Source organism: Streptomyces sp. CBMA123, assembly GCF_014596465.1.
Classification (GTDB): domain Bacteria; phylum Actinomycetota; class Actinomycetes; order Streptomycetales; family Streptomycetaceae; genus Kitasatospora.
The window spans coordinates 1-16,221 of record NZ_MECK01000615.1 but is presented as its reverse complement, the minus strand read 5'-3'; the positions used below and the strand labels follow the sequence as shown (position 1 = coordinate 16,221).

18 protein-coding genes are annotated in these 16,221 nt (G+C 73.5%); 2 read left to right on the top strand and 16 right to left on the bottom strand.

Features of this window, described 5'->3' with window-relative positions; genetic code table 11:
• Positions 1-12 precede the first annotated feature (12 nt).
• The 6 genes from BG452_RS40240 to BG452_RS40215 all read right to left on the bottom strand — a co-directional run bounded on the left by BG452_RS40240 (position 13) and on the right by BG452_RS40215 (position 3,756).
• A complete protein-coding gene (locus BG452_RS40240) occupies positions 13-939 on the bottom strand; it encodes a phosphotriesterase (protein ID WP_188309310.1) in 927 nt (308 codons plus the stop codon).
• On the bottom strand, positions 936-1,481 hold the full coding sequence (locus BG452_RS47465) for a carboxymuconolactone decarboxylase family protein (RefSeq protein ID WP_188309309.1): 546 nt from the start codon (positions 1,479-1,481) through the stop codon (positions 936-938). The genes BG452_RS40240 and BG452_RS47465 overlap by 4 nt, the downstream gene beginning before the upstream one ends.
• A 17-nt stretch (positions 1,482-1,498) precedes the next feature.
• Positions 1,499-2,074, bottom strand: a complete 576-nt coding sequence (locus BG452_RS40230) for a DUF4865 family protein (RefSeq protein ID WP_188309308.1) — start codon at positions 2,072-2,074, stop codon at positions 1,499-1,501.
• Between the two features lie 95 nt (positions 2,075-2,169).
• Positions 2,170-2,736, bottom strand: a complete 567-nt coding sequence (locus tag BG452_RS40225; RefSeq protein ID WP_188309307.1) for a TetR/AcrR family transcriptional regulator — start codon at positions 2,734-2,736, stop codon at positions 2,170-2,172.
• Positions 2,737-3,086: 350 nt separating this feature from the next.
• A complete protein-coding gene (locus BG452_RS40220) occupies positions 3,087-3,245 on the bottom strand; it encodes a hypothetical protein (protein ID WP_188309306.1) in 159 nt (52 codons plus the stop codon).
• A gap of 250 nt (positions 3,246-3,495) precedes the next feature.
• The gene (locus tag BG452_RS40215) at positions 3,496-3,756 is read right to left on the bottom strand and encodes an LLM class flavin-dependent oxidoreductase (RefSeq protein ID WP_223243444.1); all 261 of its coding nucleotides are present in this window, start codon (positions 3,754-3,756) and stop codon (positions 3,496-3,498) included.
• Positions 3,757-4,110: 354 nt separating this feature from the next.
• Here BG452_RS40215 and BG452_RS40210 point away from each other — a divergent pair, with 354 nt between their 5' ends.
• Complete coding sequence (locus BG452_RS40210) at positions 4,111-5,103, top strand: aldo/keto reductase (RefSeq protein WP_188309304.1); 993 nt, start codon at positions 4,111-4,113, stop codon at positions 5,101-5,103.
• Positions 5,104-5,286: 183 nt separating this feature from the next.
• Here BG452_RS40210 and BG452_RS40205 read toward each other — a convergent pair whose 3' ends face one another.
• The 6 genes from BG452_RS40205 to BG452_RS40180 all read right to left on the bottom strand — a co-directional run bounded on the left by BG452_RS40205 (position 5,287) and on the right by BG452_RS40180 (position 11,257).
• Positions 5,287-6,360 carry an LLM class flavin-dependent oxidoreductase gene (locus BG452_RS40205; RefSeq protein WP_188309303.1) on the bottom strand — a complete coding sequence of 358 codons (1,074 nt, stop codon included), beginning with the start codon at positions 6,358-6,360 and terminating at the stop codon, positions 5,287-5,289.
• Positions 6,361-6,363: 3 nt separating this feature from the next.
• Positions 6,364-7,269 carry an ABC transporter substrate-binding protein gene (locus tag BG452_RS40200; protein ID WP_188309302.1) on the bottom strand — a complete coding sequence of 302 codons (906 nt, stop codon included), beginning with the start codon at positions 7,267-7,269 and terminating at the stop codon, positions 6,364-6,366.
• An 85-nt stretch (positions 7,270-7,354) separates the two neighbouring features.
• Positions 7,355-8,131 (bottom strand): ABC transporter ATP-binding protein, encoded by a 777-nt coding sequence (locus BG452_RS40195; RefSeq protein WP_188309301.1) that lies wholly within the window; start codon positions 8,129-8,131, stop codon positions 7,355-7,357.
• Positions 8,128-8,994, bottom strand: coding sequence for an ABC transporter permease (locus tag BG452_RS40190; RefSeq protein ID WP_188309300.1), 867 nt, complete (start codon positions 8,992-8,994; stop codon positions 8,128-8,130). The genes BG452_RS40195 and BG452_RS40190 overlap by 4 nt, the downstream gene beginning before the upstream one ends.
• Complete coding sequence (locus BG452_RS40185) at positions 8,991-10,019, bottom strand: NrtA/SsuA/CpmA family ABC transporter substrate-binding protein (RefSeq protein WP_317621454.1); 1,029 nt, start codon at positions 10,017-10,019, stop codon at positions 8,991-8,993. The genes BG452_RS40190 and BG452_RS40185 overlap by 4 nt, the downstream gene beginning before the upstream one ends.
• Before the next feature lie 212 nt (positions 10,020-10,231).
• Complete coding sequence (locus tag BG452_RS40180; RefSeq protein ID WP_317621453.1) at positions 10,232-11,257, bottom strand: ABC transporter substrate-binding protein; 1,026 nt, start codon at positions 11,255-11,257, stop codon at positions 10,232-10,234.
• 500 nt (positions 11,258-11,757) lie between these two features.
• Here BG452_RS40180 and BG452_RS40175 point away from each other — a divergent pair, with 500 nt between their 5' ends.
• Positions 11,758-12,540 carry an IclR family transcriptional regulator gene (locus BG452_RS40175; protein ID WP_188309298.1) on the top strand — a complete coding sequence of 261 codons (783 nt, stop codon included), beginning with the start codon at positions 11,758-11,760 and terminating at the stop codon, positions 12,538-12,540.
• Positions 12,541-12,722: 182 nt separating this feature from the next.
• On the opposite strand, the gene BG452_RS40170 is transcribed toward BG452_RS40175, so the two are convergent.
• The 4 genes from BG452_RS40170 to BG452_RS40155 all read right to left on the bottom strand — a co-directional run bounded on the left by BG452_RS40170 (position 12,723) and on the right by BG452_RS40155 (position 15,956).
• Positions 12,723-13,463, bottom strand: coding sequence for a winged helix-turn-helix domain-containing protein (locus tag BG452_RS40170; RefSeq protein ID WP_223243439.1), 741 nt, complete (start codon positions 13,461-13,463; stop codon positions 12,723-12,725).
• An 849-nt stretch (positions 13,464-14,312) separates the two neighbouring features.
• On the bottom strand, positions 14,313-14,861 hold the full coding sequence (locus BG452_RS40165) for a GTP-binding protein (protein WP_317621458.1): 549 nt from the start codon (positions 14,859-14,861) through the stop codon (positions 14,313-14,315).
• 121 nt (positions 14,862-14,982) lie between these two features.
• Entirely contained in the window at positions 14,983-15,528 is a 546-nt protein-coding gene (locus BG452_RS40160) for a DUF742 domain-containing protein (protein ID WP_188309296.1), read from the bottom strand.
• Between the two features lie 8 nt (positions 15,529-15,536).
• On the bottom strand, positions 15,537-15,956 hold the full coding sequence (locus BG452_RS40155; protein WP_030283024.1) for a roadblock/LC7 domain-containing protein: 420 nt from the start codon (positions 15,954-15,956) through the stop codon (positions 15,537-15,539).
• Between the last annotated feature and the right edge of the window lie 265 nt (positions 15,957-16,221).

Genomic DNA, 16,221 nt, shown 5'->3' with positions numbered 1-16,221 from the left:
AGGGGCCCGGCTTCACGGGGTGCGCCAGTCCGCGGCCAGGGCGGTTGCCGGGTTGGCGACCAGCAGCCGGTCAGGCAGCTCCGGCCCGAAGGTGCGGGCCAGCCGCGGGGCGAGGTCGGTGAGCAGCCGGGCGGGGCCGCCGACCGCGCGGGCCGTCCTCGTGGTGGTGTCGGCGCCCAGCAGCAGCCGGTCGGCGTGGCCCGCGTCGACCAGGTCGGCGATCACGTCGAAGGCCTGGAGGTCGGCGGGGTGGCCGATCCGGGAGGGGCTGTCCAGGGCGAGGAACACACCCTCGGCGGCCAGGCTGCGGTGCACCGCCCGGTCGGTGAAGCGGGTGAGGTGGCCGAGGACGATCCGGTCGGGGCTGACTCCGTGCCGTCCGTGGAGCCGGCGCAGGACGCCGTGCGGGTCGCCGTCGGGTTCGAGGTGGACGGCGATCGGCGCGCCGGTGGCGTGGTGCGCCTCGGCCGCGGCGGCCGTCGTCCGGCGGGTGTGCGCGGTCAGGGGGCCCGCGTCGTCGGCGATCTTGATCAGGCCGGGTCGCACGCCCTCGGGGGCGCCGGGGAGCCCGGTGGTGAGCTCGGTGACGAAGCGCTCGGCGAGGTCGGCGGACGGGGTGGGGCCGGAGCGGTCGTCTTCGGGGTAGTGGGCCGCCTGGTGCGTGCCGGTGGCGGCGACGACGTGGACGCCGGTCGCGCGGGACAGCGCGGCGAGGACGTCCGCGCCCCGGCCCATGCCCCACGGGGTCCACTGGACGAAGGTGCGGCCGCCGGCCGCGGCGTAGGCGCGCAGCACCTCCTCGGCGGCGGCCGGGTCGTCCAGCTCCTGACCAGGGAGCAGCGGGCTGCGGATGAAGAGGTGGTCGTGGGAGTCGGTGACGCCCAGTTCGGCGGGGGCGAGGTCGCCCAGGACGGTCCGTACGGTGCGGGTGGCGCTCACGCCTCGTCCTCCGTCGGGGTCGCGGCCGCCGGGGCGCCGGTCGCCGGGGTGTCCGTCGCCGACGTGCTGGTCGCCGCGGTGTCGGTCGCCGCGAAGGTGACGGTGGCGACCCGGAGGCCGGCCAGGGCCTTGGGGACGCCGACGTACGGGGCCAGGTGGACGATCACCTCGGTGATCTCCTCGCGCGTCATCCCGATCCGCAGGCTGTTGCGGACGTGGTCGGCGAGCTGCGGCTCCACGCCACCGAGGGCGGTGAGTGCGGCCAGGTTGGCGATCTGACGGTCGCGCAGGGCGAGGCCGGGGCGCTGGTAGGTGCCGCCGAAGAGGCTGGTGACGATCCAGTCGGGGAAGCCGGGGGCGAGCGCGTCCAGGCCGCCGAGGGTGGCGGCGGCGGCCGGGCCGGCCAGGTCGGTGAGCAGGGCGTAGCCGGCTTCGCGGTCGAGCGGCGCGGGGGTGAGATCGGCCGGGACGACGCCGGCGGGGGTGGGGTCGGCGGGGGCGAGTCCGCTCGACGGGTCGACGGCGGGGGAGGTGGTGGGCATCGCGGTGTCGGGACCTTTCACCAGTGGCGACCGGCCGGCAGCCGGTCGAGTTCGGGGCGGGACAGGTGCAGCACCCGGTAGCGGGTGCCCGGCGCGTCCTCGGGGGCCGGGCCGTGCCAGAGGGCGAGGCTGAGCAGTTCCCAGCGGCTCGGGTCCACGGCGACGGCGGCGGTGTGCAGGGCGGGGTGCGCGGGGAGGTCGGCGAGGGCCCGTACGACGGCCTCGGCCGGGTCGGCGGCCTCCGGTAGCCGTACGGTCGCACGGGTGGCGGTGGTCGGGGCGTCCGTCCGGGTACCCAGGGTCAGGCCCGCGCCGAGCCAGTGGTGGACGGCGGGGCGGCCGAAGTCCGCGCTCAGGCCGCGGAAGCCCGGGCCCCACAGGAAGGCGTTCATGCCCTCGGCGGTGCGCCAGAGGTAGAACGGCGCGTACTGGTTGACCGGCGAGCCGTCCTGGCCGCGCTCGCGGACCAGGTACGCCTTGAGGCCGAGGCCGGGGTGGGCGTCGAGCAGGTGGCCCTTGTCGGCCACGCGCCGGCGGATGATGCCCATGTCGTAGTCGGCGGGGAGGGTGATCTCGTACTGCATGGCGTGCACGGCGGGGCTCCCGGGCTCGGGCGGCGGGTCAGTGACGGAGATCCGTGCTGGAGATCCGTGCTGGAGATCCGTGCTGGATCCGTGCTGGGGATCCGTCAGGACTGGCGGTGGGCGGCGAGCAGGCCGAGGGCGCCGCGGACGGCCTGTTCGAAGGGTGCGGCACTGTCCGCGGCGCGGGCCAGGACGTAGCCGCCCTGGACGACGGCAACCACGGCGGCGGCGGTGTCCGCCGGGTCCAGGCCGGGGGCGAACTCGCCGTGCTCCTGACCCTCGGCGACCAGTTCGGCGATCCGGCCGCGCAGCCAGTCGAAGGTCTCTTCGACCGGGGCGCGCAGCTGCGGGTCGGCGACGACGTCCGGATCCTGGGCCATCCGGCCGATCCGGCAGCCGCGCAGCACCTCGCGGTCGCGGTGCAGGTAGGCGGCGATCCGGTCGTACGCGGTGCCGGGGGCGGCGAGGTCGGCCTCGGCGACGCCCCGCATCTGCTCGGCGCTGCGGCGCAGGGCGGCGGCGGCAAGGTCGGGCTTGCCGGTGAAGTGGTGGTACATGCTGCCCTGGCCGACGCCGGAGCGCTGCTGGATGGCCTTCGGGCTGGTGCCGACGTAGCCGCGCTCCCAGAGGAGGGCCTGAGTGCTCTCGATGAGGCGGTCCTGGGTGGTCATGACTTTACTGTACATACCAGTAGGTACAGAGGGAAGTGCATTCGTCTTTCTCCGGGGCCGCACTCGGCGGAAGGCCGGAGAACGGGGACGGAAGACTGAGGGCCGTGCGCCGCCCCCCGGCGGCCACGGCCCCTCGACCGTTCGTCATCCCCCGTGCCGCCCAAGGGCATTCCGCCCGGAGCGGTGGCGCGCGTCACGTCACGGACGGTGGCAGGCGTCACACGGCGTGGGGGGTGCGCGGCGCCCGCGCGGGCGGGAAGCGTCGTTCCGCTCGCGCGGGCGGGGGGCGAAGCGCGTCGCGCGGGCGGGGGCATCGTTCCGCGCGGGCGGTCAGGGCAGCTCGCGCCGGATCACCGGGGCCACCTCCCCGGCGAACAGCTCCAGTTGCTCCCGCTGCGCCCCTCGGTCAGCGCGCCCTCGGTCAGCGCGCCCTCGGCCAGCGCGTCCACGCCGATGCCGACCGCCTCGCTGCCGAAGGCCTCGTGGTAGCGGTGGATCTTCTCGATCACCTGCTGCGGACGGCCGACCAGGGCCGAACCCTGCGCCGAGGCGTCCTCCAGCGAACCGAACGGCGAGTCGTCGTGCTTGCCCGCCGCCGAGTCGACCAGGGCGTCCCCGTACGGGCGGAAGCCCTCGACGGCGCCCTGCCAGCGCTCGCGACGTACAGTCCGCCGAAGCCCGCCCCCGCCCGGGCCTCCTTCAGGTCATCGCCGTAGTGCTCCCAGCGCTCGCGGCAGTGCTCCACCAGGACCCGGTACTTCACCGGCGGGTGGAGGGAGTCGGCGGAGAACAGCAGGTCGCCGTAGCGGGCGGCCAGGTCGGTGGACCGGGTGAGCGGCGGGCGGTCGCGCTCTCCCAGCTCACCTCCTCCTCGCGCCAAAGTCCGCGCAGCAGCGCGTAGTTCTCGGCGAGCGCCGCCCACTGGCACTCCTCGGGAAGGCCGAACAACCCGGTGCGGTTTGGATCGTCACCCTTGCCGGTGATCAACTCCACCCGGCTGCCGGACGGTTGGTCGAGCAGTGCGCAGTCCTCAGGCGCCCCGGACCGGATCGAGGACCCCGAGCACCGTCACCGCGGCGAAGAGCCGGACGGTGGTCGTGCGGGCGGCAATCGCGCTCAGCAGTACGGGTACCGCCGGGGCGGCCCGGGCAGGCGGGGCAGCTCGGAGGCGGCGTCAGTGCGCGGCGGGGCGGCGGGGGGGTGGTCGCCACGGTCCGGCCTGCCATCACGCTCCCCCTCCGTCTCGTACACCCTCGACCCCAGCCGGGGTCGGACGGCCTCGCGCCGTCTCGTACGGTCCTCCGCGAGTACAAGCGGTGGTCGGAGGCGGGGCAAGGGCTTGCCCGGGCCGGACCGGCTGGCAAGATGTCCGGCATGAGCTACCTCGCCGCAGATGACCGCTACGCCTCGATGACCTACCGGAAGGCCGGCCGCAGCGGCGTCCAGCTGCCCGCCGTCTCCCTGGGGCTCTGGCACAACTTCGGTGACGCCCAGCCGCTGGACGTGCAACGGGCCGTGCTGCGCCGGGCCTTCGACCGGGGCGTCACCCACTTCGACCTGGCGAACAACTACGGCCCGCCGTACGGCAGCGCCGAGCGCAACTTCGGCTATCTGTTCGCGCAGGACTTCCGGCCGTACCGCGACGAGCTGTTCATCGCGACCAAGGCCGGCTGGGACATGTGGCCCGGCCCGTACGGCAACGGCGGCAGCCGCAAGTACCTGCTGGCCAGCCTGGACCAGTCGCTGGGCCGGATGGGGCTGGACTACGTCGACGTCTTCTACTCGCACCGCTACGACCCGGACACCCCGATCGAGGAGACGATGGGGGCGCTGGACAGCGCGGTGCGCTCGGGCAAGGCGCTGTACGCGGCGATCTCCAACTACCCGGCGGAGCAGCACCGGGAGGCCGTGGCGATCCTGCGCGAGCTGGGCACGCCGGTGCTGATGAACCAGTCGGCGTACTCGATCCTCAACCGGTCCGTGGAGGAGGGTGGCGTGCTGGACGCGGTGGGCGACACCCAGACCAGCCTGATCGCTTACTCCCCGCTCGCCCAGGGGCTGTTGACCGACCGCTACCTCTCCGGGCAGGTGCCGGCCGGTTCGCGGATGTCGGTCGGGAAGTTCCTGACCGAGGAAGTGCTGACCGAGCCGAAGCTGGAGCAGCTGCGCGCGCTGAACAAGGTCGCCGAAGGGCGCGGGCAGAGCCTGGCGCAGCTGGCGCTGAGCTGGGTGCTGCGGGACCCCCGGGTGGTCTCGGTGATCATCGGGGCGAGCAGCGTGGCCCAGCTGGACCAGAACCTCGAGGCGCTGGCCGCCGGACCGCTGACGGAGGAGGAACTCGCGGAGATCGACCGGCTGAGCGCCTGACGGCGAGCGGCGGGGCGCCGGCGGGTGACAGCTGACAGATTTCGAAATCTGTCAGCTGTCATCTGTTTGCTGTTATCTGTTTGCTGTCATCTGTTTGCCGTCAGCTGTCATCTGTTCGCTGACGGCCGTCGGTCGCCTGCGGCGAGCGGCCGCCTTCCAGCGCCGACGGCCGGCAGCGGGAGATCAGCGACGGATGCCCAATGCGGGCAGAACCGTTTCTGCAACCCGGTGAGCCTCCTCCAACAGCGGATTGCCGGAGAGGATGAAGGTGTCCACCCCCAGCGCCTCGAACTCCTGCAACCGCTCCACCACCTGGGCCGTCGAGCCGACCACCGCAGTCCCCGGCCCGGGGCGGAACAGGCTCATCCCCGGCCACAGGTTGGGGTAGGCCTCCAACTCCCGGGCGCGCGCCGGGACCTTGCCACCGTGCTGACGGAACTGGCGCTGCCAGCCGACACCGTCCTCCCCCTCGGCCGAGCCCAGCTGCCGCGCGTACGTCGCCTCACTGGTCACGTCCAGCAGCCGGTCGGCCGCCGCCCAGGCCTCCTCCTCGGTGTCCCGGACGATCAGGTGCAGCCGCAGCCCGATCCGCAGGCTCCGCCCGTGGGCGGCGGCGCGCTCGCGGACCAGGTCCAGCTTCTCCTTGAGCAGGTGCGGCGGCTCGCCCCAGGTCAGGTAGACGTCCACATGCCGGGCGGCCATCTCGATACCGGCCGGCGAGCTGCCACCGAACCAGAGCGGGATGCCGCCGGGCTGCACCGGGGGGAGTTCGCGCAGGCTCGCCCCCGCGTTCTTCAGCCGGTAGAACTCGCCCTCGTGGTCGAACACTTCGCCCGTCGTGAGGCGCTTGACGATCGACCAGTACTCCGCGCTGAGCCGGTAGCGGTCGTCGTGCTCGACGTCCAGGCCGTACTCGCGCAGTTGGGCGGTGGAGCCGTTGACCACGTTGAAGCGCAGCCGTCCGCCGTGCAGGTGGTCGAAGCTGAGTGCCGACTTGGCCAGCAGGGTGGGCGAGATCAGCCCGGGGTGGACGGCCAGCAGCGGCTTGAAGGCCGGGCCGGTGGCGGCGGCGAGCGCGCTGCCGAGCGTCCAGACGTCGTACAGATCGGTGGCGAGCAGCGCGCCGGTGTAGCCCAGGCGCTCGACGCTGCCAGCCAGTTGCTGCAGGTAACGCAGGTCCACCGGGCGGCGGCCGGCCGACTCCCAGGGGTAGTGGCCCTCGCGCGGGATGATGTACCAGAGGACTTCGGAGGCCACGGCTCAGCTGTCCTTCCCGAGCGCGGCGGCCACCGGGGCCTCCAGGGCGGGCAGATGGGCGTCGGCGACGGTCAGCGCGCCGGCGAGGAAGCCGACCCGGTGGAAGATGTCCGCCGCCTCCTGCTGTTCGGCGATGAACTCGGCCGTGGCGGGCTCCAGTTGCCAGGGCAGTGCGGCGAGCGCGGTCCGCCAGTCGGCGGCCGTGCCGCCCAGCTCCCCGGCCGCGATCGCGGCGGCCTCGGCCGGGTGGGCCGCCACCCAGGCGTCCGCCCGGCGCAGCGCGGTGGCGATCGCGGCGACCACCTCGGGGCGCCCGGCGGCGAACTCCCGGCGGGTGAAGAAGACCGAGCGGTCGGTGATGACGTCGCCGGTGCGGATCAGCTCGCGGAACTCCCCGCTGCGGCGGGCGGCGGCCAGTTCGGCGCCCTGGGCGATCCAGCCGGCGATCTCGCCGTCACGCAGCCGCCGGGCCTGGTCCTCCCCCGCCACCGGGCGCGCCGGGGTGACATCCTCACCGTACGAAAGCCCCTGCGCGTAAAGGGCCTTGGCGAGCAGGTGGGTCTGCCAGGAGCCGACGCCGAGGACGACGGTACCGCCCTTGAGGTCGGCGACCGTACGGACCGGCCCGGCGTCCAGGACCAGCAGCGCGCCGTGGTCGGGGCGGGGCACGGAGACCGCCGCGTACACCAGGTCGTGACCGGCCGCCTGGGCGGTGATCGGCGGGGTCGAGCCGGTGCCGCCGAAGTCGATGGTGCCGTCGGCGAGCAGGTCGCCGGTGCGGGTGCCGTCGGTGTAGTGGTGGAACGCTCCGGTCTCGCCGAGCGGGGCCAACTCCTCCTCCAGGTAGGGAAGTCGGGCGAGGTAGTAGAGCGAGGGATTGCTGGCGTGAACGCCGAGGGTGACGGTCATCTGGTCAACTCCGTTGGTGCGTGGGGATTCTTCGGGCGGCCTGGGGGAATCTGCGGAGGTGGATCGGGTGCCAGGCGGGGGCCGTTCAGTGGACGCCGAGGTCGGCGAGCAGGTGTCGGCGCAGCTCGGCGAAGGCCGGGTCGGCGGGGTCGCGGGGGTGCTCGACGGTGACGGCCTCGTCCCGGACCAACAGACCGTCACGCAGCACGGCGACCCGGTCGGCGAGCCGGACGGCCTCGTCCACGTCGTGGGTGACCAGCAGGACGGCCGGTCGGTGGCGGCGGACCAAGTCCCCGACCAGATCCTGCATACGCAGCCTGGTGAGGGCGTCCAGGGCTGCGAACGGTTCGTCCAGCAGCAGAAGTTGGGGCTCTCGGACGAGCGCCCTGGCGAGCGCGACGCGCTGCGCCTCACCGCCCGAGAGGGTGGCCGGCCAGGCCTCGGCATGCCGTTCCAGACCGACCTCGGCGAGTGCCTTCAGCCCGGTCTCCCGGGTGGCGGCGCCGCCCGGCAGGCCGACCGTGACATTGGCCAACACCCGCTTGGACGGCACCAGTCGGGGCTCCTGGAAGACCACCGTACGGACCGGCGGAACGAGCACCGTACCCTCGTCGGCCTGGTCGAGCGCACCGAGGATGCGCAGCAGAGTGGTCTTCCCGGTGCCGCTGGCGCCGAGCAGGGCGACGAACTCGCCCCGGGCGATGGAGAGGTCGACGCCGTCGAGCACGGCCCGGGTGCCGAACACCCTGCGCAGGCCTCGTAGATGGACGGCGGGGGCGGCACCGGGCGAAGTACCAGCGGAAGCGGCGGCGGTGGCGGTGACAGCGGCGGTTGCGGCGGCAGTGGGGACGGGGATGGTCATCGGGCGGCTCCTCGGACGACCCGGCGCCACGGCATCAGCAGGCGTTCCAGGATCCGGACGAAGCCGTCGGCCGCGAGGCCGAGCAACCCGTAGATCAGGATGCAGACGGCGAGGACGTCGGTGCGCGAGTAGTTCTGCGCCTGGGCCATCAAGTACCCGATGCCTTCGGTGGAGTTGATCTCCTCGGCGGCGATCAGGGCGATCACGCTCAGCGTCATGGAGAGCCGAAGGCCGGAGAGCAGCGAGGGCAGTGCCCCGGGCAGGACGACCGTGCGCACGATCGCCCAGCGGCCGAGGCCGAAGCTGCGCATCGCCTCGACCAGCTTGCGGTCGGTGTTGCGGACCCCGCCGGAGGCCGAGACGTACATCGGGAAGCTGGTGGCCACCCCGATCAGGGCGACCTTCGCGGTCTCGGTGATGCCGAACCACACCATGAAGAGCGGGACGAGCGCCAGGAACGGTACGGTGCGCAGGACTTGGATCGCCGAGTCGAGGAGCTCCTCCCCCAGCCGGGTGAAGCCGGTGACGACGCCGAGCACGAGACCGGTGGTGGCGCCGAGGAGCAGGCCGAGTCCGGCCCGGGTGAGCGAGACGGTGAGGGCGTCGGCCAACTGGCCGTTGTCCCACAACTCGCGGACGGCTCCGACGACCTGGGCCGGTGAGGCGAGCACGTCCTGGGTGAGCGCTCCGGTGGCGGAGGCGAGCGCCCAGCCTCCGAGCAGGGCCAGCGGGCCGAGGGTGCGCAGGAGCGCGGCGAGGGCCCGGGGGCGGGGCCGCCGGAGCTGGGCGCGCGGGGTCACCAGTCCGGCGGCCAGGGCGGCCCGGGTGTCGGTGGGGGCGTGTCCCGCTGCGGGGGTGGTCACTTGGCGCCGCCCCCGAGCGTGTCGATGTCGATCAGGTAGGGCTTGACGTCGACCAGCTGCTTGGTGACCTTCTGGTCGGCGAAGAACCGGGCGACGGTGCCGAAGCGGGCGGTGTCGGCCTCGGAGATGACGTCGGCCACGGCGGCCTGCCGGCTGACGTTCACCGCGACGTCCTTCTCGGCCGGGGTGACGGCGGTCGGGCCGGAATCGGTGAAGACGTTGAGGTAGGCGGCCGGATCGGCCTTCTCCTTCCGGCCGTTGTCGCGCAGGTAGGCGTAGAAGGCCTTGACCACCTCGGGGTGCTTGTCGGCGAAGCCGTTGCGCACCGCCCAGAGCGCGTAGTTGTCGGAGCCGATCGCCTGGCCGTCGACCAGGAAGTGCGCGCCCGCGTTGGCGATGGTGGGCGTGGAGAAGGTGTTCCAGGTGGCCCAGGCGTCCACCTGGCCGGAGTTGAACACCCCGGAGGTCTGGTCGGCGCGCAGGTAGACCCGCTGGACCTGGTCGGCCGGGACGCCGTTCCTCTCCAGCGCCTTGAGCAGCAGGTACTCGCTGGTGCCGCCCTGGGAGACGGCAACCTTCCTGCCGACCAGGTCCTGCACGGTCTTGATGGGCGAGTCGTTCTTGACCAGGATCCCCTCGCCGACGCCGTCCGGCGCGGTCTGGGCGAACAGCTTGAAGCCGGGCTTCTGGGCGAGTGCGGCGACGGCCGAGGTGATCGAGCCCTGGGCGACGTCGAGCTGGTCGGCGGAGAGGGCCTGCGCGGCGGGGGCGAAGGGGCCGGCGCTCCCCGTCCAGGCGGCCTTGGCGTGGACGGCCGCCAGGGCCTGGTCCAGCGAGCCGTCCTTCTTGCCACGGGCGAGGAAGCCGTTGTTGCCGGGGTCGGGCAGGCGGAGCACGACGTCGGCCTTGCCGCCGGCCCCGCCCTCGGCGGAGCCCTGGGCCCCGTCGGCGGACGAGCCGCAGGCGGCCAGGGCGGTGGAGGCGAGCAGCGCGGTGGCGGCGAGGGCGAGGCGGGCGGTGTTCACGGGGGTCTCCAAGAACGGATGACAGGTGACAGCTGACAACTTTCGAAAGTTGTTCGCTGAACTCTGTTTGCTGAAAGCTGTTTACTGAAAGCTGTCGGCTGAAAGCTGTTCGCCGAACTCTGTCGGCGGGGCGTGGCCTGCGGCGCAACTGCCCGCAGGCTCGTGGCAGGCGGGGACCGGTCAGCCGGACGAACGACCGGGCCTGCGGCCGGTCACGCCCCGCCGCCCCGCCGCTCGCGCAGCAGCGCGCGGGCGGCGCGGAGCGGCTCCGGGTCGGCCCAGGCCCGTACGTCCACCGGTGCGGGAAGGAAGCCCTGCCCCCTGAGGAACCGTTCCTGCTGGGCCAGCAGCTCCAGACGCTCCTCCGACAGATCCAGGTGCAGGGTCCGGTGACCGCCCCCCGCATACGCCCCCGCGACGCCCTCGGCGCCGGCCCCGGTCTCGGCCTGCAGGATCCGGGCCACCTCCGCCGGCTGCTCGGCGGCCCAGTCGGCGGCCTCCAGCAGCACGGCCAGGAACCGGGCGACCAGCTCCGGGTGCTCGTCCAGCAGTCGCTGGTGGACGGTGACCGGCCGAGGCGTCCCGTTGTTGACCCGGGCCCGGCGGTCCGGGGTGGCGTCGAGCTCCACCGCCACCTCGGCGCCGATCCGGCGGGCCGCCTCGACGGCGAGCGCCCCCTTCACGTACACGGCGTCCACCACACCGTCCCGCAGTGCGGACAGTTCGGCGGACCACTGGCCGCCGCCCGGGGCGGCCGGGACGTCGACCAGCTCGGCATCGTCCAGTCCGAGTCCGGCGAGCCCCAGGGCGCCTCGGAAGCCGGCCAGCGCCATGGCCCGCCAGAAGTCGATGCCGATCCCATGATGTGGCACCGCCAGCCGCAGACCGCGCAGCCGGCCCGGCTCACTGATCCCGCTCCCGGCCCGGACCAGGACGACCTGGCGCTCCTCGATCCAGGTCAGCCCGATCAGCCGGGTCGCCTCACCGCGCGAACGGGCCCACAGCGCGGGGACGTTGCCGCCCTCGCGGAACAGTCCGGTGAGCGCATGGGTGTAGTGGTGGTCGGCGGCCACCTCGGGCGGGGCGTCCTGGAGCGAGCGGACAACGATCCCGTCGGCGGCGAACTCGCGGGCGAGCCAGCCCTGATCGGCCGCTATCCCGGTCGCGGTGGGCACCGGGCAACGGGTGAACCAGAGGGTGTCGGGGCGGTCGGGGGAACTCGGCGAACGGCTGGGCACGAGGCTTGGTCCTCTTCGGGGGCTCCGACGGCGGGGCCGGAGGCATCGGCGATCAAGTGTGTCCGGACCACGCGGCACTGGACGCAGGGAAGTTGCGTCCCATGGCCGGCAGCGGAGCGAGGCAGGGCGAGAAAGGGCAGGGCGAGAAAGAGCAGGCAGAGCAGGGCGGGACAGGAGGCGCAGGGTGCGTCAGCGACAACAGCCACGGGAAGGGCGGCGCCGGTGGAGCGTCACGGCACTACTCCTTCCTGTTTCCTGCGCACGGGGACCAACGCATGTGCGGCATCCGGGCGCGCCCCGGCCGAGAAGCCGGCGGCGCGATGCGAGGAGCGTTCCACGGCGGCCGAGCCGCAGGCAAGCCTTTGCCACATGGTGGGATCAGTTGTTCATCAACGCCATTCCATTGCAACATCGTTGACACATGTCCGCAGCACCGGCTGCCCTACGCTGAAACTCCCTCCGGCAGTCCGCTCGGAGCCACGAACCGAACGCGAGGTGCCATGGCCGAGGCCGCCACCGCCGTCCAGAGTCCGCCGGCGGGTGCGCAGGCCGTCCAGCGCGCACTCGGACTGCTGCACTGCTTCCACGACAACGGCCCGGATCTGAGCGCCTCGGACCTGGCCCGCCGGATGGACCTCTCGGTCTCCACCGCGCACCGGCTGGCCCGCACGCTGGTCAGCGCCGGCTTCCTGGAGCAGGACGAGCAGACGGCCCGCTACCGGCTCGGCCCGGCCGTCGCCGAACTCGGCCAACTCACCTTCCACCAGCGCGGACTGCACCTGGCCGGGCCCGAGCTGGAACTGCTGTCCCGGCGCACCGGGACGACCGCCGACCTGGCGATCCGCAGCGGTCCGCATGCGGTGATCCTGGTGGGCGGCTCCGTCCGCCCGGACACCGGGCTCGGCCTGCGCCGGCCGCTGCACTCCACGGCGCTCGGCAAGGTTCTGCTGGCCTGGCCGCGCGCGGGCGAGGCGGCGGTGTCCGCGCTCGGTCCGCTGCCCTCCTTCACCGACCGCACGATCACCGAACCGGCGCTCCTGGAGGAGGAGTTGGCCATGGTCCGATCCGTCGGCCACGCCCTCAACGACGGCGAGTCGGCCGCCGGGGTGCGGACGGTCGCGGTCCCCGTCCTGGACGCCGCCGGGCAGGCCCGGTTCGCGCTCGCGGTCCGCTCGACCCCGGCGCACCTCACCGACGACCGGCTGGACTGGTTCCTGAGCCACGCCCGGACCTGCGCCGACGCCCTCGCCGTCCTCCTGCTGCCACCCGACCAGCGCGCCTGACCGCCGGAGGTGAGCCGCGAGAACGCCAACGCGCCGCAGCGGGAAGCCCGTTCACGGAGCGAACGGACAACCCGCCGCGGCGGCAGCGGTCTTGGCGGCGATCAGCCGACCACGTCGGCCGGCGGGCCGGTTGACCGGTTGACCGGTTCACCGGTTGACCAGCGGATCAGTTGACTCGCAGATCAGTTGACCGGCGTGTACTTGTACCCGACCCGACGGACCGTCACGATCGAGTCCCGGTAGGCCGATCCGAGCTTGCGACGCAGCCGGGCGACGTGCACGTCGACGGTGCGGCCGTCGCCGACGTGGCCGTAACCCCAGACCGCCGAGACCAGGTGGTCCCGGGTGTGGACCCGCTGCGGGTGCTCGGTGAGGTGGGCCAGCAGTTCGAACTCCAGGTAGGTGAGGTCGAGCAGCCGCCCGTCGACGTAGGCGTTGCGCCGCTCGGAGTCGACGCTGATGCCGCGTCCGGCGGGCCGGACCGGCCGGACGGCACCCGGCGCGGTGCCCGTTACGGTGCCCGGCGCGGCCGCCCCGGGCAGGCCGACCGGCGCCGCCGGGTTGTCGGCCGGCACCAGCACCAGGTACCCGACCATCGGGTGTCCGGCGGCGGCTCCGGCCTGCGCGCCGTACTGGGCGAGCAGTCCCTGCGGCAGCAGGCCCTGCGGCAGGGCGGCGACCACGGCCGCTCCCTCCGGCAGTGCGGCGAGCAGCGAGGCGGGCGCCGACGGTGCCACCGCACCGGAGTGCGGACCGACGGCCGGAGCCACCCCCGGACGGGGCGCCCCGACGACCGGACCGATGCCGGGGACAACGCCCGGGACGACGGAGGGGGCGGCGGAGACGGGAGGAACGGACCGGACCGCGCGCAGGTGCGGGGTCGTGGTGGGCAGGGGCAGGGTGGCCGTGGAAGAGGAAGACATGGTGTGCCACTCATTTCGCGCGTGACGGACGGGGTGGAGTCGTCTGCGCGTCGACCGGGCGTACTGCCGGGGCTGGACCGGGTGGAACCGGGTTCAGCGGGCGGAAGGCCGGGACGCGCTGGGCGAGCCCGGACACGTCTGATCGAACAGGTGCGGCTGCCGCGACGGCCAGAACGGTTCGAGGTCGGCGCGACCCCGTCGGCCGTCCGCGGTGAGGCCGGCGCGGTCGGCGCGTCCGTTCCACCGTCCGGTCCGCGGACCCGCGCCCATCGTGGGAGCCGGCCCGGTCCGACCGGAACGGCCGACGATGCCGGGGGGATTGCTGGGGCAGACGATGTTCACTGGTTGGTTTCTCCGCGAGGCGGGGCCGGACCGGTCGGCCGGGGGTGCACCTGACGGGTGATCCGCTACGGCCTGGTCGACGGGGTCGGTGGTGCGTCGGACGGCGCGGCCGGGTTCGGGCCGGAGGTGCCGGGGACGTACCGAGGTGGGGTGGGTCCGGTCAGCGACAACAGGCGCTGCAGATCAGCGCGTGGTCGATGTAGCGGCGGACGGTGAGCGTCGGCAGGACGGGGCCGGGCACGGCGGTGGTGCGTCGCTGGCCGACGGTCATCCTGCTGCCCTCCCCCTGCGTCCTGCCTCGTGGTGCCACCGGCCCGAACGGACCGGCGGGAATGGGATGTTCCCGACCCTCCCGACGGCATGACCGGGACGGCTTTCGTCCACAGAGCCTTCCACGCCCGAGGCTGTCTAGGCAACCTTCCGCGCATCGACCGTCCGACATATGGACTACCGAATGAGACATCGGGTGTGCGAAACACTCCTGACCAGCGGCGATCCCATGGAGCCTCAGGAGCGCGCGGCGGCCCGGTGACGGAGGGCGGCGGCGTGCTCGACCAGCGCCACCAACAACTCCTTGCCGTCCTCCCGCAGCCGGGCGTCGCACAGCAGCACCGGGATCTCCGGGTCGAGATCGAGTGCGTCCCGCACCTCGTCCGGGGAGAACCGCTCGGTGCCGTCGAAGCAGTTGACCGCGACCAGGAACGGAATGCCGCGCTGCTCGAAGAAGTCCACCGAGGGGAAGCAGTCGGCCAGCCGCCGGGTGTCCGCGAGTACCACGGCGCCGAGTGCGCCACGCGCCAACTCGTCCCAGACGAACCAGAACCGGTCCTGCCCGGGCGTCCCGAACAGGTAGAGCGCGAGCCCGGGCCGCAGGTCGATCCGGCCGAAGTCCATCGCCACCGTGGTGGTGCGCTTGGCCTCCACGCCCGAGGTGTCGTCCACCGGGCGGCCCAGCTCGCTGAGCTCCTCCTCGGTGCGCAGCGGCCGGATCTCGCTGACCGAACCGACCAGGGTGGTCTTGCCCGCGCCGAACCCGCCCGCCACCAGGATCTTCACTGCGGCGGCCGGACCACCGCGCCAGCGCGGGTCGCTGGCGCTCCCGCCCGGCCTCGGCGGAGTGCCCTGGGTGCCCGGCGGAGTGCCCTGGATGCTCGGCGGGGTGCCCGGCGGGGTGGCGTCAGAGCGCACGGAGTCCATTGATCACGTCTCGCAGCAGGCGCTCGTCCGGCAGCTCGGCGAGCGGAACGGGTCGGGTGACGCTGATCAGATCGGCGTCGTAGAGGTCGCCGAGCAGGACGCGCACCACGCTGACCGGCAGGTCGGTGTAGGAGCCGAGCTCGGCGACGGACAGCGGCTCGTGGCGGCACCAGGCCAGCAGGGTCTGGTGCTCCGGGTCGAGGACGTGCGCGGGCACGGCCCCTACGTCCGGCCCGGGGTCCTTGGCGGTGACCAGCGAGATCAGGTCGAACAGGCCCTCCTCGACCGGCCGGGTGCGGCCCCGGGTCATCGAGTAGAGCCGCACCACCGGGCCGGCCTCGTCGTCGAACCACCGGTCGTCGACCGGGGTGCGCGGCCGGAACAGGTCGACCTCGGCACCGTCCGGGCCGTCCTGCCCCGGCTCCGCACCCTCGCTCCCGGTCGTGCCCCCGGCCTCGCCCGCCGGCACCGCCGGGCCGTCGGGCGCCGCCGGGCCGCCCGAACCGTCCCCCTTCGGATCCGCCATCGGACCGCTCAGCCCCTCGGCGCGGCGGTTTCGGTGCGCGGCTCGGCGGCCATGTGCTCGCCGACCCGCTTGACCAGCAGGGCCATCTCGTAGGCGATCTGGCCGATGTCCGCCTCGGCCTCGCTCAGCACGGCCAGGCAGCTGCCGTCGCCGGCGGCTGTGATGAACAGGAACGCCTCGTCCAGCTCCACCATGGTCTGCCGGACACCGCCGACCTTGAAGTGCCCGCCGGCCCCCTTGGCCAGGCTGTGGAACCCGGCCGCGACGGCGGCGAGGTGCTCGGCGTCCTCCCGGTCGAGGTCGCGCGAGGCCCCGGTGGCCAGCCCGTCGCTGGAGAGGATCACCGCGTGCCGCAGAGCCGCGACGCGGCCCACCAGGTCGTCGAGGAGCCAGTTGAGGTCCCCGGACGGCTGCGTCGAAGTGGTCATGAATCAGTTCCTTCCGCTGGAGCGGGTGGTGCGGGCACTACGGATGTTGCGGTCACTGCGGATACTGCGGGTGGTACGGGCGCTGCGGGCACTACGGGTCCTGCAGATGGTGCGGGCACTGCCGGCGCTACGGGTGCTACGGGTGCTACGGGTGCTGAGGGTGTCACTGGTGGTACGGCCGGGACGGCCGCAGGGTTCCGCCGCACCGGCTGGCCCGCCGGGACCCGGCGCGCCAGCGGCGCCCGGGCGGCGTCGCCGGGCGCGG

Coding starts and splice junctions, on each gene's coding strand:
- BG452_RS47465 (WP_188309309.1), bottom strand. CDS start 1,481: ATGCCCACCACCTCCCCCGCCGTCGACCCGTCGAGCGGACTCGCCCCC.
- BG452_RS40225 (WP_188309307.1), bottom strand. CDS start 2,736: ATGACCACCCAGGACCGCCTCATCGAGAGCACTCAGGCCCTCCTCTGG.
- BG452_RS40210 (WP_188309304.1), top strand. CDS start 4,111: ATGAGCTACCTCGCCGCAGATGACCGCTACGCCTCGATGACCTACCGG.
- BG452_RS40200 (WP_188309302.1), bottom strand. CDS start 7,269: ATGACCGTCACCCTCGGCGTTCACGCCAGCAATCCCTCGCTCTACTAC.
- BG452_RS40195 (WP_188309301.1), bottom strand. CDS start 8,131: ATGACCATCCCCGTCCCCACTGCCGCCGCAACCGCCGCTGTCACCGCC.
- BG452_RS40175 (WP_188309298.1), top strand. CDS start 11,758: ATGGCCGAGGCCGCCACCGCCGTCCAGAGTCCGCCGGCGGGTGCGCAG.
- BG452_RS40170 (WP_223243439.1), bottom strand. CDS start 13,463: ATGTCTTCCTCTTCCACGGCCACCCTGCCCCTGCCCACCACGACCCCG.
- BG452_RS40160 (WP_188309296.1), bottom strand. CDS start 15,528: ATGGCGGATCCGAAGGGGGACGGTTCGGGCGGCCCGGCGGCGCCCGAC.
- BG452_RS40155 (WP_030283024.1), bottom strand. CDS start 15,956: ATGACCACTTCGACGCAGCCGTCCGGGGACCTCAACTGGCTCCTCGAC.